The 16,993-nt window shown below is 53.9% G+C and carries 13 protein-coding genes; all 13 read left to right on the forward strand.

All coding sequences use genetic code 11. The annotated features are described in order from the left end of the window. Positions 1-15 precede the first annotated feature (15 nt). A complete protein-coding gene (locus EH55_RS07300; RefSeq protein ID WP_037976188.1) occupies positions 16-1,221 on the forward strand; it encodes an NADP-dependent isocitrate dehydrogenase in 1,206 nt (401 codons plus the stop codon). 67 nt (positions 1,222-1,288) lie between these two features. Next, complete coding sequence (locus tag EH55_RS07305; RefSeq protein WP_081839485.1) at positions 1,289-1,663, forward strand: citrate lyase ACP; 375 nt, start codon at positions 1,289-1,291, stop codon at positions 1,661-1,663. Continuing rightward, on the forward strand, positions 1,663-2,541 hold the full coding sequence (locus EH55_RS07310) for an HpcH/HpaI aldolase/citrate lyase family protein (RefSeq protein WP_037976190.1): 879 nt from the start codon (positions 1,663-1,665) through the stop codon (positions 2,539-2,541). Before EH55_RS07305 ends, EH55_RS07310 begins: the two co-directional genes overlap by 1 nt. 4 nt (positions 2,542-2,545) lie before the next feature. Beyond that, on the forward strand, positions 2,546-4,108 hold the full coding sequence (citF, locus tag EH55_RS07315; RefSeq protein WP_037976193.1) for a citrate lyase subunit alpha: 1,563 nt from the start codon (positions 2,546-2,548) through the stop codon (positions 4,106-4,108). A gap of 327 nt (positions 4,109-4,435) precedes the next feature. Further along, complete coding sequence (gene nifJ / locus EH55_RS07320) at positions 4,436-7,969, forward strand: pyruvate:ferredoxin (flavodoxin) oxidoreductase (protein WP_037976195.1); 3,534 nt, start codon at positions 4,436-4,438, stop codon at positions 7,967-7,969. Between the two features lie 10 nt (positions 7,970-7,979). Further along, positions 7,980-9,524, forward strand: coding sequence for a pyruvate carboxylase subunit B (locus EH55_RS07325; RefSeq protein ID WP_081839486.1), 1,545 nt, complete (start codon positions 7,980-7,982; stop codon positions 9,522-9,524). A gap of 171 nt (positions 9,525-9,695) precedes the next feature. Further along, complete coding sequence (gene fsa, locus EH55_RS07330) at positions 9,696-10,352, forward strand: fructose-6-phosphate aldolase (RefSeq protein WP_037976197.1); 657 nt, start codon at positions 9,696-9,698, stop codon at positions 10,350-10,352. 55 nt (positions 10,353-10,407) lie between these two features. After that, positions 10,408-11,055 (forward strand): lactate utilization protein, encoded by a 648-nt coding sequence (locus EH55_RS07335; RefSeq protein WP_037976200.1) that lies wholly within the window; start codon positions 10,408-10,410, stop codon positions 11,053-11,055. Between the two features lie 311 nt (positions 11,056-11,366). Further along, positions 11,367-12,026 (forward strand): response regulator, encoded by a 660-nt coding sequence (locus tag EH55_RS07340; protein ID WP_051682734.1) that lies wholly within the window; start codon positions 11,367-11,369, stop codon positions 12,024-12,026. Beyond that, entirely contained in the window at positions 12,019-13,236 is a 1,218-nt protein-coding gene (locus EH55_RS13490; protein WP_051682735.1) for a sensor histidine kinase, read from the forward strand. The genes EH55_RS07340 and EH55_RS13490 overlap by 8 nt, the downstream gene beginning before the upstream one ends. Positions 13,237-13,560: 324 nt before the next feature. Then, positions 13,561-14,202, forward strand: a complete 642-nt coding sequence (locus tag EH55_RS07350) for a cobalamin B12-binding domain-containing protein (protein ID WP_037976205.1) — start codon at positions 13,561-13,563, stop codon at positions 14,200-14,202. Positions 14,203-14,254: 52 nt separating this feature from the next. After that, positions 14,255-15,754: a trimethylamine methyltransferase family protein gene (locus EH55_RS07355; RefSeq protein ID WP_037976207.1), complete on the forward strand. Its 1,500-nt coding sequence runs from the start codon at positions 14,255-14,257 to the stop codon at positions 15,752-15,754. Positions 15,755-16,107: 353 nt separating this feature from the next. Further along, positions 16,108-16,993, forward strand: an 886-nt coding sequence (locus EH55_RS07360; RefSeq protein WP_037976210.1) for an IS256 family transposase, incomplete at its 3' end; no start/stop codon positions are given.

Here is a 16,993-nt window from a genome sequence, read left to right on the forward strand (position 1 = left end):
AAGGAGAAGAAGAGCATGTCGAAAATACGGATGACTACACCGATCGTTGAAATGGACGGAGACGAGATGACGCGGGTCCTGTGGAAGCAGATAAAGGATACGCTTATTCTGCCCTATGTTGAGCTGAAGACGGAATATTACGATCTCTGCCTGAAATCCCGCGATGAGACGGACGACCAGATAACGGTCGACGCCGCCGAGGCGACGAAGAAGTACGGAGTAGCTGTGAAGTGCGCGACTATAACCCCGAACGCGCAGCGCGTCGAGGAGTATAAGCTGAAAAAGCAGTGGAAGAGCCCGAACGGGACGATAAGGGCAATCCTCGACGGTACGGTATTCCGCACGCCCATCATGGTAAAGGGCATCCACCCCACCGTGAGGACGTGGAAGAACCCCATCACCATAGCCCGTCACGCCTACGGCGACATATACAAGGATGTCGAGATGAATATCCCGTGCGCCGGAACCCTGAAGATGGTTTTCGAGCCCGCCGACGGAGATAAAGACAAGCGGCAGGAAGAGACTGTTTTCACATATAAGGGTCCCGGCGTGGCCATGGGGATGCACAACCTTGAAAAGTCCATATCGAGCTTTGCCCGCTCCTGCTTCAAGTACGCGCTGGATACCAAACAGGATCTCTGGTTTTCGACCAAGGACACTATCTCCAAGAAGTACGACCAGACGTTCAAGCTGATATTTGAAAACATCTTTGCCAAAGAGTACAAGGCCGACTTTGAAAAGGCGGGGATAACCTATTTCTATACCCTTATCGACGACGCGGTGGCGAGGGTCGTCCGCTCAGAGGGCGGCTTTATCTGGGCATGCAAGAACTACGACGGCGACGTAATGTCCGACATGGTCGCGACGGCCTTCGGCAGCCTTGCGATGATGACTTCGGTGCTCGTCTCCCCCGACGGCATATACGAGTACGAAGCGGCGCACGGTACGGTGACGCGCCACTACTATCAATATCTCGAAGGGAAGAAGACCTCGACTAACCCGATGGCCACGATCTTCGCGTGGAGCGGCGCGCTCAGAAAGCGCGGAGAACTGGACGGCAACGAAGAATTGCAAAAATTTGCCGGCCGGCTTGAGAAGGCCGCAATCGAGACGATAGAGGCGGGCGAAATGACCAAAGACATATTCTCCATCTCTGAGGCCCCGAATAAAAAATCCCTGACGACGGAGGAATTCCTCGGAGCGATAGCAAAAAGGCTATAATGCGGGAGGAAAGTGAACGCTGCCTTACGGCTGACACTATATTGCAGATGAAAGGTGGTTTACAACTATGATAATTGTTCGCGCCGCCGGCGCTGGAACGCTGGAATCTTCGGACTGCCATGTTACGGTCTCTCCATCGGAGGCTACGGAAGTGGAATATCGCGGCGCAAATAGCGTGATTTTTGCGAAGAGGACGAATAGGCTCGTCGACGAAATATTGAGGGAAAACAACGTCAAGGGCGTGAAAATAGCGATTCAGGACCAGGGCGCCATCGAAATAACGATCAGGGCGCGCCTTGAGACGGCGCTTGCGCGTGCGTCTGAAGAGGAACGCCCGGCGCCGGTATGTCCGGAATCGGCGGCGAATTCGGATTTGGGCAGCGCCGCCCTTGCTTCGTGGTGGAAATATGCTACAAACGAGAGCCCAAAGGAGGCGAAGTGATGAAGCCAAGCCGCTCGATGTTATACATACCGGGGGATTCTCCCGGAATGATTCAGCACTCGCCGATCTTCGGGGCCGACAGCATACTGCTTGACCTCGAGGATGCGGTGGCGCTTACGGAGAAAGACGCCGCGCGGAGGATGGTCGCCACGTTCCTGCAGAGATTTGATTTTAAAGACCTCTTCGTGACGGTCAGGATAAACGGCGCCGACACGGAGTTCTTTGAAAAAGACCTTGAAGAGATAATCCCCTGCGCTCCCGCCGCGGTGCGCCTGCCTAAGTGCAACGGCCCTCAGGACGTGCTGGAGGCCGACGATAGGATCACGGAGATAGAACTTAAAAACGGCATGCGCACTGGAGCGGTGAAGATCCACGCGATGATAGAGACGGCGCTCGGCCTTGAGATGGCGTATGCCATCGCCTCCGTCTCTCCGCGTGTTACGGCTCTGACCATCGGAGGACAGGATTTCACCGCCGATATGGGGGTACAGAAGACGAAAGAAGGGCGGGAGCTCTTCTACGCCAGATGCAGGGTCTCAGCGGCGGCACATGCGGCCGGCATCGATTCCTATGACACGGTATGGGCCGACCTTCAGGACAATGAAGGGCTCTTCCGCGAGACCAAAGAGATAGTCGGGCTCGGCTTCACAGGCAAGGCCTGCATACATCCGAGCCAGGTGGCTGTGATACACAAGGCCTTCGTGCCGGGCGAAAAAGAGCTGCGCAAAGCGTGTCGCGTGGTAGAAGCCGCAGAAAAGGCGAAGCGCGAAGGCAGGGGGGTCGTCTCCGTCGACGGCAAAATGGTCGACGCTCCAGTAGTCGCCAGGTCGAAACATCTGCTGGATCTCGCGGAGCTTTACGGAATAAAGGTGGGATAAGTCGATGAAAAGTGTATTGAATTCTCTTAAAAGACTGGTTCCTTTGGAAATACCCGGAGTCGGCGCCTTTGAGCCATACAGCGCGCCGTTTTCAGCGATAACCGGGCTTCAGGGCAAAACGCGGGCGGCTCTGCCTTTGAAGGCGGCCGCGCCGTGCAGAGATAAAGTTGCTTCCTCGTTGCGCAGAGCCATCGAACAATCCGGATTGACCGACGGCATGACTATTTCCTTCCACCATCATCTGCGCAACGGGGACGCCGTAATTCCCATGGTGCTCAAAGAGCTGGAGGAAATGGGCTTCAAAAACCTAACCTTCGCGCCGAGCTCGATACCCGACGCCCACGACTGCGTCGCCGACTATATTAAAAGCGGGCTGATCGGGAAACTCTACACTTCCGGCGTACGCGGAAAGCTGGGAAAGCTTCTCTCCAGCGGCGAAACGAACATTCCCGTCGTCATACGCAGCCACGGCGGGCGCGCGCGTGCGATCGAAGAGGGGTCGATAAAAATAGACGTCGCTTTTCTCGCCGCGCCGGCCTGCGACTGCCTCGGCAACATCAGCGGCTGTTACGGCCCCTCCGCCTGCGGTTCCCTCGGCTACTCGATAATCGACGCGAGAAACGCCGCCCATGTGATAGCCGTCACCGACAACCTCGTTGAATACCCACTCTCGCCGAAAATATCCATACCGCAGTACCTTGTCGACCAGGTCGTCGTAGTCGATAGCATAGGCGACCCGTCGAAGATCGCGACCGGCGCGGCGCGCATCACGCGCAACCCAGTAGACCTCCGCATAGCCGAGGATTCCTTTAAGCTGATGAAGGCTTCCGGCATAGTCGAGCCCGGCTTTTCCTTCCAGATGGGAGTCGGCGGGGCGAGCCTCGCCGTCGCTGTGTATCTTGAAGAATATATGACGGAGAAGGGCATAACGGGCAGCTTCGGGCTCGGCGGTGTCGGCGGCTATATGGCGTCGATGCACGACAAAGGCCTATTCAGGACGGTATTCGACGTGCAGTCGTTTGATGCCGTCGTTACCAAATCGATGGCGGCGAACCCGAGCCACATCGAGATAGACGCGTCATGGTACGCTAATCCCTTCAACGCAGGCGCGCTCGTCAACAATCTCGACTGCGTGATACTCGCGGCGCTGGAAGTCGACACGGAGTTCAACGTCAACGTGCTCACCGGCAACGACGGCGTGCTGCGCGGCGCCTCCGGAGGACATCAAGACACCGCGGCGGGGGCCAAGCTCTCTATAGTCGTTTGCCCGTCGTTCAGAGGAGGAGTGCCATCAATCAAGGAGAAGGTCACTACGATAACGACCCCCGGCGAAACGGTGGACGCGATAGTCACAGAGCGCGGCATCTGCATAAACAGCCGCAGGCCGGAGCTGCTCGAAGCCGCCTCCAAAGCGGGGCTCCATGTGAGCGATATAAGCTCTTTGAAAAAAGAGGTGGAGAAACTTACCGGCGTGCCGGAGACTATAGAATTCGACTATGAGAGGCCTCTTGCCGCCGTCGAATATAGGGACGGAACGCTTATAGACGCGGTATACGCCGCGAAATAATTGTTGTGAAGCCGGGCGGCCGCAAGGAACGGGAAAAACCGCTCCAGCTGTCGTCCGGCCGTCGTTTTTAAAAATTTTTTGAATCTTCTCAAGTTGATGAGATTATAAGATTTTTTGTGGAATCTCTTCGATTTGCTGTTTATATTTTATAATATATAAGATATTATAAGGGCGTTGCGCCCCGGACGCAGTTTTTTCATTTACAGGCCTGCGTTTGTGTATGGCGTTTTTTTACGCGATGTGCAATAATATCGCGGTTGACAATTAAGGCAAATATCTCTAAATGTAGGGGATCAGAGCTAAGTTAAGTGTGGGAGGTAAAGCGAAATGAGAGAGAAAACGATGGTAACGCTGGACGGCAACGAGGCGGTGGCGCACGTAGCGCACGCTGTGAACGAAGTAATATCCATCTACCCGATAACGCCGTCGTCGCCGATGGGCGAATGGTCTGATCAGTGGTCCGCGGAAGGGCGCCCCAACATCTGGGGCACGGTGCCCCTTGTGGCGGAAATGCAGAGCGAAGCCGGCGCGTCCGGCGCGTACCATGGAGCTCTCCAGGCGGGGGCGCTTGGCACCACCTTCACCGCGTCGCAGGGGCTGCTGCTCATGATCCCCAACATGTACAAAATAGCGGGTGAGCTCACGAGCACCGTAATGCACGTGACGGCAAGGAGCCTGGCGACGCACGCGCTTTCCATCTTCGGAGACCACTCCGACGTAATGGCCGTGCGCAACACGGGCTGGGCCATGCTCAGCTCCGCCACCGTCCAGGAAGCTACGGACAACGCGCTCATAGCGCAGATGGCCACGCTCGAAGGCAGGGTGCCGGTGCTTCACTTCTTCGACGGCTTCCGTACGAGCCACGAAGAAATGAAAATAGAAGAAATATCCTACGACACGATGCGCGCCTGCATAGACGACGAGCTCGTGCGCGAACACAGATACAACAGGCTTTCGCCCGACGCTCCCTTCGTCCGCGGCACGGCGCAGAACCCGGACGTCTTCTTCCAGACAAGAGAGGGAGCCAACGCCTACTACGCGGCCATGCCCGACATCTTCCAGGGCGCGATGGACAAATTCGCCAAACTCACTGGGCGCCGCTACCACCTCTTCGACTACTTCGGAGCGGAAGACGCCGAACGCGTAATAGTCATAATGGGCAGCGGAGCCGCCGTGGCCCATGAGACAGTCGAACATATGAGCAAATGCGGAGAAAAAGTCGGAGTGCTCACAGTCCGCCTCTTCCGCCCCTTCGACGTCAAGCGCTTCAAAAACGCGCTGCCCGCGACGGTCAAAAAAATAGCGGTCCTCGACCGCTCCAAAGACCCGGCGGCCATAAGCGAGCCGCTCTGCGCGGATGTCAAAGAAGCGCTCAACGGCAGCGGCATAACGGTCGTCGGAGGACGCTACGGCCTCTCCTCCAAAGACTTCACCCCCGCCATGGTCAAGGGAGTATTCGACGAACTCAAAAAACTCCAGCCTAAAGACAGCTTCACGATAGGCATAGAAGACGACGTAACATACACGAGCCTGCCCTACGATCCGTCATACGACACAGAAAACCCCAAAACGATCCGCTGCCTCTTCTACGGGCTCGGCTCGGACGGCACTGTGGGAGCCAACAAAAACTCCATAAAAATAATAGGGCAGGAAACGGAGCTTTACGCGCAGGGCTACTACAGCTACGACTCCAAAAAATCCGGAGGGATAACGGTAAGCCACCTGCGCTTCGGCCCCGACCCCATATACGCCAGCTACCTCATCAACAAAGCCAACTTCACGGCCTGCCACGTATACAGCTTCGTCGAAAAATTAGACATACTCAAAAACGCGGCCGAAGGGGGCACCTTCCTGCTGAACAGCCCCTTCGGCCCCGACGAGATATGGGACAAGCTCCCCTACAGCTATCAGAAACATATAATAGACAAAAAACTCAAATTCTACGTGATAGACGCGGTAAAAATCGCCAAAGAGACAGGCATGGGCTCCCGCACCAACACGATAATGCAGACCTGCTTCTTCGCGATAAGCGGCATACTGCCCCAGGACAAAGCGATAGAAGCCATCAAAAACTCGATAATCAAAAGCTACATAAGAAAAGGGCAGGCCATAGTAGACAAAAATATAAACGCGGTGAACGAGACGCTGGACAACCTCCACCAGGTCAAAGTGCCCGGCGAAGCCACGAGCGCCTTCGATATAAACCCGCCCGTGGCGGACGACGCTCCCGAATTCGTCAAAAACGTCTTGGGCCCCATGATGGCCCTCGAAGGAGACAGCCTCCCGGTGTCCGCCCTCCCTGAAGACGGCACATACCCGAGCGGCACCACCCAATACGAAAAACGCAACATAGCGATAGACATCCCCGTATGGAACCCCGACGCCTGCATCCAGTGCGGCAAATGCGTCCTCGTATGCCCGCACGCGGCCATACGCTCAAAAGTCTACGACGGGCGGCTGCTCGAAGACGCGCCGGAAACCTTCAAAGCGACGGAGGCCAAATGGAAAAACTTCCAGGGGCAAAGCTTCACCCTACAGACGGCGCCCGAAGACTGCACAGGCTGCGGCCTCTGCGTCCACAACTGCCCCGTCAACAAAACGAAGACGGAAGAAAAAGACAAAGCGCTCGCGATGAAAACCCAGATGCCCTTAAGGCAGACGGAAAAGGCCAACTGGGACTACTTCCTCTCCCTCCCCGAGGCGGACAGGACCAAACTCGACACCGCCACAGTAAAAGACGTCCAGCTACTGAGGCCGCTCTTTGAATTCTCCGGCGCCTGCGCCGGCTGTGGAGAGACCCCCTACCTCAAGCTCCTCTCCCAGCTCTTCGGAGAGAGGGCGATAATAGCCAACGCGACAGGCTGCTCATCCATATACGGTGGCAACCTGCCGACCACCCCGTGGGCGGTGAGCGACAGAGGCAAAGGGCCGGCGTGGAGCAACTCGCTCTTTGAAGACGCGGCGGAATTCGGCCTCGGCTTCCGTCTCACGATAGACAAACACAAACAGTACGCCGAAGAACTCATAACCAAAATGGCCCCCGAACTCGGAGAAGAAAAAGTAAAACAAATACTTGAAGCTCCGCAGCGCACGACCGAACAGATCCACGACGTAGAAGGCAAAATAGCCGAAATAAAAACCTACCTGGCGCACAACTGGAGCCCCGAGGGAGAAGAACTTGAAAGCGTAATAGACAACCTTGCGAGAAAATCCGTGTGGGCCATAGGAGGAGACGGCTGGGCCTACGACATAGGCTACGGAGGGCTCGACCACGTAATAGCGTCGGGCAAAAACGTAAACATCCTCGTCCTCGACACGGAAGTCTACTCCAACACCGGCGGACAGGCGTCCAAATCCACGCCGAGGGGGGCGGTAGCTAAATTTGCTGCGGCAGGCAAGCGCATGGGCAAAAAAGACCTTGCGATGATGGCCATGAGCTACGGCGACGTATACGTGGGAAGAGTGGCCATAGGGGCCAACGACGCGCATACAGTCAAAGTATTCGAAGAGGCCGAAGCCTACGACGGGCCGTCCATAATAATAGCCTACTGCCACTGCATAGCGCACGGCATAGACATGGTAAAGGGGCTCGACCAGCAGAAAAAAGCCGTGGAAAGCGGCCACTGGATACTCATGAGATACAACCCGGAACTTGCTGCGGCAGGTAAAAACCCTCTCATCATAGACTCCAAAGAGCCGACGCTGCCGCTTGAAGAGTACGTCTACAACGAAGTTAGATACAAGAGCTTGAAGGCCACGGCTCCGGAAGAGGCCGCGCTCCTCCTCGAAGAAGAAAAGAAATCTTTAAAAGACAGATGGCGTCTTTACAAATATCTCGCCGATATGAAAATGGAAGGATAGATGACAAAGAATGTCCGAAGTTGAAATCAAAAAAAAGATTAAGGCAGAAAACGGCATGGTAATAGCGACTAAGGTCACTACCGGCGCGTCGGAAGAGGCGAAGACGGCCCCGCGCATCGCGGTGGAGGAGAACAAAAAGCCCGAAGCGCCGACGCCTAAGCCCAAACGCCGCGCCGGCATAACGGAGACCGCGTTCCGCGACGCCCACCAGTCGATCATGGCGACGCGCCTCCGCACCGACGACATGCTGCCGATCTGCGAGGCGATGGACGAGGTAGGCTATCATTCGATAGAGATGTGGGGAGGGGCCACCTTCGACGCCGCGATGCGCTTTTTAGGCGAGGACCCGTGGGAGAGGCTGCGCAAAATCAAGAAACGCCTCAGAAAGACTAAGACGCAGATGCTGATGCGCGGGCAGAACATAGTCGGCTACCGCCATTATTCCGACGAAGTCGTGCGCGAGTTCGTCAAGCGCGCGATAGGCAACGGCGTCGACATCGTCCGCGTCTTCGACGCGCTGAACGACCTGCGCAACATGGAGATAGCGGCGGACGCCGTCAAGAGAGAAGGCGGAGAGCTGCAGATGACTATCTCCTATACGATATCGCCGGTGCACACGCTCAACCTCTTTGCAAAGCAGGCGCGCGACATGGCCGATATGGGGGCCGACTCGATATGCATCAAGGACATGGCGGGGCTTCTCTCCCCCGTAGCGGCTTCGGCTCTCGTAAAGGCGATAAAGAAAAGGGTAGACCTGCCCGTGCAGATTCACAGCCACTACACGAGCGGCATGGCGGCCATGAGCTATCTGGCCGCGCTCGAAGCCGGCGCCGACGTCGTCGACTGCGCTATCTCCCCCTTCGCTATGGGCACGAGCCAGCCCGCAACGGAGACGATAGTTGCGGCCCTCGCCGGCGGCCCGCTCGACACAGAGCTGTCGCTCGAGAAACTGCTGCCTGTCGCGAAACACTATCAAGCGCTTCACGAGAAATACAAGGACATCATCATGGGCGTCTCCGGCGTCAACGTCAACATACTCCTTTATCAGATACCGGGCGGAATGTATTCCAACCTTCAGAGTCAGCTTAAAGAGGGTGGATGCCTTGAAAAGTTCGCTGAGGTCATGGAAGAGGTGCCGCGCGTGCGCAAGGAGATGGGCTATCCGCCTCTTGTGACGCCGACGAGCCAGATAGTCGGAACGCAAGCCGCGATGAACGTGATAACGGGCAAGCGCTGGAAGATGGTCCCGCACGAAGTCCAGCAGTACTTCCGCGGCTACTACGGCAAGACGCCGGCGCCGGTAGACCCCGAGATTCAGAAGCTGGTGCTCGGCGACGAAAAGCCTATCACCTGCCGCCCGGGCGAAAAGATTCCGCCCGAGATTGAAGCGGCGAAAAAAGAAATAGGCGTATGGTGTACGCAGCCGGAGGACTTGCTCTCCTACATACTCTTCCCGCAGGTCGCGAAAGACTTCCTTCCGAACAAATTCTCAAGGGAAAACCTTGTGAACATCGGCCAGGACGAGCAGGATGCGCCGGAAGCTTACGAAATATAGAGGCATTTTCCGATAAAGAGAGGGGCGGCCTGTGCGGCTGCCCTTTTCGCTGTCATGCGCCTCTATATATCCGAGCGAGAGAATTATGAGCTATCCGGACCGGAGATGCTAAAAATTACGTCAATCTGCTATAATTAATGAATAAAAATCCATGAAGGGGAGGCCTTCGCCATGAAATTTTTTCTCGATACGGCGAACATAGACGAGATAAAGGCGGCGTGTTCGTGGGGGGTCATCAGCGGAGTCACGACGAATCCGACCCTCGTCTCGAAAGAGGGCGGCATCGACTTTTACGCCCGCGTGCGCGAGATAGCGGAGGCCGTAAACGGCCCGGTCAGCGCCGAAGCGGTCTCGCTCGAGAGAGACCGGCTCGTCGCCGAGGCGATCGAGCTTGCGAAGATACACCCGCAGGTGGTGGTAAAAGTGCCGATGTGTCCAGACGGCCTCGGCGCCGTCAAAGAGCTCGCCGCGCGCGGCATAAAGACTAACGCGACGCTCATCTTCAGCGTCAACCAGGCTTTGCTTGCGGCCGCAGCGGGTGCGGCCTACGTCAGCCCCTTCGTAGGCCGCCTGGACGACATCGGCGAGGATGGGCTCGCCCTCGTCCGCGATATCGCGGAAATCTTCGCCGGCTACGGCATCGGCAGCCAAATCATCGCCGCGAGCCTACGCCATCCTGCGCACGTGCGCGAGTGCGCCAGAGCCGGCGCCGACATAGCCACCGTCCCCTTCAAGGTGTTGAAGATGATGTTTGAACATCCGCTCACGGCGAAGGGGATAGCGCAGTTCAACGCCGACTGGGAAAAATACCGGGGCAGGCTTGCTTAAAGGGGCGGCGGTAGACGCTGCAAAAAACTGCAATTAGTTTAAGAGGGTGAGAGGTATGGACATATCCGAAGCGAAGAAGAAAAGCAACAAACAGCTTGGCGAGACCGTCTGTAAGGCGCTCGCCGCGCGCGGGTTCCGCGCCCAGTATGCGGACGACGGGGAGGCTGCCTGTGAGCGCGTGCTCGAAATGATAGCAGACGGCGCCTCGGTCGGCATTCCCGGAACGGTTACCGTGCGCGAACTCGGCCTGCCGGAGCGGCTCGAAGAAAAGGGCTGCCGCATCAGCGAGCACTGGCTGCCCGGCATGACCCCGGAGGAGCGGAGGGCGGCGATGATCGGCGAGCTGAGCGCGGACTGGTTCCTGACCAGCGCGAACGCGCTCGCGATGGACGGCACGATCGTTAACGTCGACGGCACCGGCAACCGCACAGCGGGGATGTCGTGGGGGCCCGGCAAGGTCATTTATATCATCGGCGTCAACAAGATCACGCCGGATGTCCACTCGGCGCTGAAACGCGCACGCAATGTCGCGACGCCGCCGAACGCGCTGCGCCTGGCGCGCAGGACGCCCTGCGCCGTCACCGGCCGCTGCTCCGACTGCGATAGCGAAGACAGGCTGTGCCGTATCGTAATGCTGTTGGAACGCGCGCCGATCGGGCGCGAGTGCCATGTGATAATAGTCGGCGAGGAGCTCGGATATTAGCGGCGGCGTCAGCGCGCTTTAAAAGAGCTAAAGCCGTAAACGAGAAAGCCTTCCGCAGGAAAACGCGGAAGGCCTTTATATTTTTATACCATCAGCGCGTGGGCGATATCAAGACAGCCTGACCTTCAGTGAGTAAAATATCATAAAGTCGCCGTTTGTTATTATACTCTAATTGTTCATGTGTGATAAAATTATTATGAAGAATATTTTTTATTATAAATATTAAATATAGGTTTTATTTTTTATATTATATTTTGCTGATATAAATAAAACTTGAGTTTGCATCTTGGTATTAGAAGGAGGAGATGAGCTTGAAAAAGAAAATTGTTATCGTTGACGACCATAGGTTGTTTCTCGAGGGTATGGACGGCATTTTGGCTTCCGTTGAAGACTTCGCCATCGTTGGGAGAGCTTATAGCGCAGAAAGTGCGATTGGCGTTATAAGAATGGCGCGCCCGCATCTTGTTATTCTTGATATTACTATGCCTGATATGAACGGTATTGACGTTACCAAGATAATCAAGCTGGATCTGCCGGATACGAAGGTGCTTATCCTGACGATGCATCTGCACCGCCGCATGATAATAGAGGCATTGAAGGCCGGTGCGGATGGCTATCTTCTGAAGGATTCCGACTCCAAAGAGGTCATAGATGCTGTAAAGATTGTTCTTTCTGGCCTAATATACCTAAGTCCGCCCGTAAGTACTCTTATCGTCAGGGACTATATAAGGAAACTTGACATGCCGATCCCCGACTCCGCACATCTTAACGACCTTTCGGTACGAGAGAGGGAAGTGCTCTCGCTGATATCGGAAGGGGCCGATACCAGAATGATATGCCAAAGGCTCTGCATCAGCCGCAACACAGTTGATTCGCACAGGCGCAGCCTTATGCAGAAGCTCGGATGCGAAAACCTCACAGACCTTATGAGATTTGCCATAAGAGAGGGGGCCGTTAATCTCGATGAATGACAGCGGGATGGATGCCGTACTCAGAGCCATATTCAGCAGTATCTTCGACCAGGTCGCAATTTACTGTATCGTCGAAAACGACGAAGGAGAGCCGGTCGATTTCGTGCTTGAAAATGTCAACGATGCCTATATTACTACGAATGGTCTCACGCGTGATGCGATAATAGGGCGTCTCTATTCTGAAATATGGGCGAACGAGATGGAGCGGGGCTTTTGGAATCTCATGATTAAAGTTGCGCGCGCCGGATGCGGCAGAAGTGTCTCTCGACATGAGCCGCGTTCAAACTATTTTGAGGGCACCTGCACATCCATTCCCGGTATATATTACCAAATGTTCGCCTTTATGCCCTACCCAGGCAAACTCGTGGTCATTCTCAAGGACAAGAGCGAGTGGTATCGCCTCACATTCTCACTCAAGGAAAAAGAACGGTTGCTGCTCAAATACAGAGAAGACCTTCGCAGCCTTACGGCGAGGTTGACCCTGGCCGAGGAGAGGACGCGCCGCTCTATTGCCACCGTACTACACGACAGAATCGGCTATTCGATGGTCACAATGGTAAGGGCGTTGCGCAGGCTTTACGAAATGTGCAAGGATAGCGACCTGCGGCGAGAAGTAGATGAAGTTGCTGCGGAAATGGAGAAGCTGGTAAAAGAGGTGCGTTCCTTTACATTTGAGATAAGCCCTACGCTGCTCTACGATGTAGGGCTTGAGGCGGCGCTCGAATCTTTGGGCGAGGATTTCTTCTCTAAGCAGGGCATAAGATATGAGTTTCAGTCGTCGGGGAAGGAAGGCAAACTCCCTGAAGATACTAAGATACTGCTCTTCCAGATGGTGCGCGAGCTTTTTGTCAACATTGCGAAGCACGCGAAGGCTTCCTCCGTTGTTGTGCGTATTCGGCGCGGAGCTAAAAAGTATCAGGTTGTGGTGGAGGACGACGGTATAGGTTTTCACACTCCGGTGGAAAAGGATTTTAGAAACTTTTCCGGCATGGGGCTCTTTAGTATCAGAGAAAGGCTGAAATCGGTAGGCGGTCAGTTCAGTATCGTCTCCGCGCCGGACGAAGGGACTATAGTCAGCATTGTGGCCCCGATTTCCGTCGAGCATGCGGTGCTGACTTCTCCAAAAGAAGACGATACGAGGATGGAGTCTATTATCAAAAGCCGTCTGGATCACGTTATAGACATACATGGCGGTAGACGTGCATTTTAATTTATTCATATGTATATATAGTTATGATATTTTAAAGGATTTGCCCAATCACTTTCACGTTTTGTTCAATATACATATATTAGTTCCTGCATTTATAATTTTTATTGTAATTAAGGATAGGCGTTTATGAATTATATAAAATTGTTTTAATTTTAGCCGGCATAATTCGGAGAATATATACAAATTTTAGACGTCTTGTATATATGTTCGATTGCGGCTTTTGCATCAGGCGTTGCCTGCTGATGCGACTGTTGTTTTATTGTCAAAAATAAGTGCTTGCGCGATGCAGTGCGCGCAGAGGCGAAGTCAGGAGGAGTAATTGCAATGAAAGAGGAGCTTTTTGATGAAATTATGGAGGCTGTCATAGACGGGGAGAAAAGCAAAGTTGTATCCCTTGTCAACAAGGCGGTCGCGGAAGGAATCGGTGCCGGAGAAATATTGAATAAGGCGCTTATCGCCGGCATGAACGAGGTGGGGGTACTCTTCAAAGAGGGAGAAATGTTTGTCCCGGAGGTGCTTGTGGCTTCCAACGCGTTGCAGGCCGGTATAGACATAATTAAGCCGCAGCTTGTGGCCGATGATGTTAAATCCATCGGGAGGATTGTCACGGTGACCGTAGAGGGGGATTTGCACGATATCGGGATAAAACTATGCGGGCTTATGCTTGAAGGCGCCGGTTTTGAAGTTATCAACATAGGCGTGGACCGCCCGGCCAGAGAGATCGTAGACAAGATTAAGGAATTTGAGCCGGCGATTATAGGGATGTCCGCTATGCTGACTACGACGATGGCGAATATGAAAGAGGTCATCGACATACTCAAAGAAGAAGGGCTTTACGACAAGGTCAAAGTTATGATAGGAGGCGCCCCTACATCGCCGTCCTTTGCGGAAAAGATAGACGCAAACTATTCCGCCGACGCCAGCGAATGCGTCAGCGTGGCCAAAAAACTTGTGGGTGCGGTCTGAATGCCGTCAAATTTTTGAGACTGATAAAAAAGAATGTTGAGGGAGAGTAACTATGTCTAAATTCCGGAGAGCGAACAAAGAAGTTGAAAAAAAGATATACGAGGGAAAACTCTACCGTCCTTTGACGGAGGAGCAAATGCAGATGATCCACGAAGCATCCCTTAAGATATTCGAGGAGATAGGCGTATGTATTAAATACGCGCCGGCGCGCGAATACTGGAGGAAGGCCGGTGCGGTCGTGGACGATGTAACGGGAGTCTGCAAGGTTGGCCGCGAGATAGTCGAGGAGTGTATCAAGCGCGCCCCCGGTGAATTTACGCAATACGGGCGCGTAGCGAAGAATAATGTCCAACAGGGGCCATACCGTTTCTATGGAGGTCCGTCGGCTGAGGCCGTAGGAGTTTGGGATTTTGAGACTGGCGAACACCGAGCCCCTAACATCTATGACCTGGCCGCCGGGATTCGCCTCTGCGACGCCCTAGAGAACTGCGACCTGATTCAAAGTTGCTGCTTTCCGAGCGAATTGAGCAAGGACGCTCCGGATCTCAACAGATACTTCATAATGACGAAGAACAGCTCAAAACATATCTGTACCGGGCCTTACCATCCTGGAAGCGTTCCCAAACTTTATAAAATGGCTAATATTATCCTCGGCAAAGAAGACGCATTTAGAGAACGGCCTTTTATCACACTGGTCTGTGGTGTTATCAGCCCGTTTATAATGGATGCGAAGTGGACGGAAACTCTCCTTCTGGGAATCGACTATGGGTTTCCAATCGCCTCGCCGACGGCCTCTACTGTCGGCACGACATGCCCTGGCACGCTCGCAGCGCAGCTTGTGCTTAGCAACGTTGAGGCGCTCATGACGGTGATAACAACGCAGCTTAAAAAGCCCGGCCATCCATGTTTTTATTCCGCGGTCCCGATGACAGTTGACCACAGGGATGGGGCTTTCTGTTTCGCTTCTGTCGAAGGCTGGATGCAGAACTGCGCAATCAACCAATTGGCGCAGTGGTACGATATACCGAATTATTCGATTTGCGGTATGTGCGATTCAAAAGTCATGGATACGCAGCTTGGCATAGAGATGGGCATGGGGATAGTACTGGGTGCGATGTCAGGTTCAAACAACATGCACGGCTCGTTCGGGTTGCTCGAAGGCGGACTTACTCTTTGTCTCGAGAATTTTGTAGTCGCAAATGAGGTTGTTGGCATGTCGAAACGTGTCCTCCAGGGGATAGAGGTCGACGCAGAGCGCCTTGCCCTTGATTCCTTCCGTAATGTCGGCATTGGCGGCGTATTTCTTGACGACCCGCTCACGACGAAATACACGAGAAGCGAATTCTATTATCCAAAACTTGCTGACAGGAAAACTTTCGCGTCGTGGGATGCTGCCGGACGTCCGGCCTATAACGAAAAAGCGAGGAAGATGACTATGGATATTCTCATGAACCATAAGACCGACCAGATCGACCCAGAGGCTGAAGCGGAGATTCGCGCTATGTTCCCAGAGATACTGCCGGATGCGGGTAAAACATGGCTTGAAAAATAAGCGATATTTGCGTTGCGCGTCGTGATGACGTCCTTATATCGAACCAACACGGCGCGCCTGCTTTTTTAACGCAATATGTGCACTATTTTTTAGTTGGAAGGAGTGTTGTAAATGCAAGAAAACAAAGAAGATAATGTAGTCTTTTATGGTTCTATAGCCCTAACTCTCGTGCTCGTCGTATTTGGCCTGCTAAATAATGAACTTTTCGGTCGCACAATGACATATACTTTTGACTGGATATGTAAGTATTTTAACTGGTAGAGAGTATAACAAATTCTGTGTAAACTCCATAGAGAAGAAAGCAAGCCTCCTGGATTGGTGTTAAGATAAATTCAATCCAGGAGGATATTTTTATGGCAAGACAGAGAAAACTGACACCGGAAAGAAAAGCGCTTATTCAGAGTCTCCTTTCCCACTACAAACCGGAAGACGCCCAGGACGTACAGGCTATGCTGAGGGATCTTCTCGGAGATACGATCCAGCAGATGCTGGAAGCCGAGATGGATGACCATCTCGGTTACAGCAAATATGACTACAAGAACAAGCATACAGATGACAGCCGCAACGGCTACAGCCCTAAAACAGTCACCTCTTCGGCCGGAGATATCCCGATCGACGTCCCCAGAGACCGCAAGGGTGACTTCGAACCGCAGTCAGTCAAAAAGAACCAGACCGATATCTCAAATATAGAGGATCAGGTCCTGTCCATGTATGCAAAAGGCATGACGACCCGGGATATCTCGGCTCACCTGCAGTCTATCTACGGTGTGGATGCCTCTGCTGAAATGATTTCGCGAATGACGGATCGAATTCTGCCGATTGCCAAAGAATGGCAGAACCGGCCGCTGGCCAAAAAGTATGCAGTCGTCTTTATGGACGCCGTGCATTTCAATGTGAGGCAGGACGGCCGAACCGTCAAGAAAGCCGTTTATGTTGCTATTGGGACAAGACTGGACGGGCATCGTGAAGTCCTTGGCCTGTGGGTCGGCGGAAATGAGAGCGCCAAGTACTGGGTCGGTGTCCTTAACGAGATCCGTAATCGCGGTACCGAAGATATTTTCATTATCTCCGTCGACGGCCTGACAGGCTTTGCAGATGCGATAAGCGCCGTATATCCCAAGGCCGAAGTCCAGCGCTGCATCGTCCATCAGATCCGTTACACGACAAAATTCGTCTCTTACAAGGACATTAAGGCTTTTATGAATGATTTGAAGGGTGTCTATCAGGCTCCTACACTGA

It is taken from the genome of Synergistes jonesii, assembly GCF_000712295.1.
GTDB lineage: Bacteria > Synergistota > Synergistia > Synergistales > Synergistaceae > Synergistes > Synergistes jonesii.

Excerpts from the sequence above, each read along its gene's own strand:
- EH55_RS13490 (WP_051682735.1), top strand. The coding sequence starts at position 12,019 with ATGAATGACAGCGGGATGGATGCCGTACTCAGAGCCATATTCAGCAGT.
- citF (WP_037976193.1), top strand. The coding sequence starts at position 2,546 with ATGAAAAGTGTATTGAATTCTCTTAAAAGACTGGTTCCTTTGGAAATA.
- EH55_RS07335 (WP_037976200.1), top strand. The coding sequence starts at position 10,408 with ATGGACATATCCGAAGCGAAGAAGAAAAGCAACAAACAGCTTGGCGAG.
- EH55_RS07310 (WP_037976190.1), top strand. The coding sequence starts at position 1,663 with ATGAAGCCAAGCCGCTCGATGTTATACATACCGGGGGATTCTCCCGGA.
- EH55_RS07350 (WP_037976205.1), top strand. The coding sequence starts at position 13,561 with ATGAAAGAGGAGCTTTTTGATGAAATTATGGAGGCTGTCATAGACGGG.
- fsa (WP_037976197.1), top strand. The coding sequence starts at position 9,696 with ATGAAATTTTTTCTCGATACGGCGAACATAGACGAGATAAAGGCGGCG.
- EH55_RS07300 (WP_037976188.1), top strand. The coding sequence starts at position 16 with ATGTCGAAAATACGGATGACTACACCGATCGTTGAAATGGACGGAGAC.
- EH55_RS07305 (WP_081839485.1), top strand. The coding sequence starts at position 1,289 with ATGATAATTGTTCGCGCCGCCGGCGCTGGAACGCTGGAATCTTCGGAC.
- nifJ (WP_037976195.1), top strand. The coding sequence starts at position 4,436 with ATGAGAGAGAAAACGATGGTAACGCTGGACGGCAACGAGGCGGTGGCG.
- EH55_RS07355 (WP_037976207.1), top strand. The coding sequence starts at position 14,255 with ATGTCTAAATTCCGGAGAGCGAACAAAGAAGTTGAAAAAAAGATATAC.
- EH55_RS07325 (WP_081839486.1), top strand. The coding sequence starts at position 7,980 with ATGTCCGAAGTTGAAATCAAAAAAAAGATTAAGGCAGAAAACGGCATG.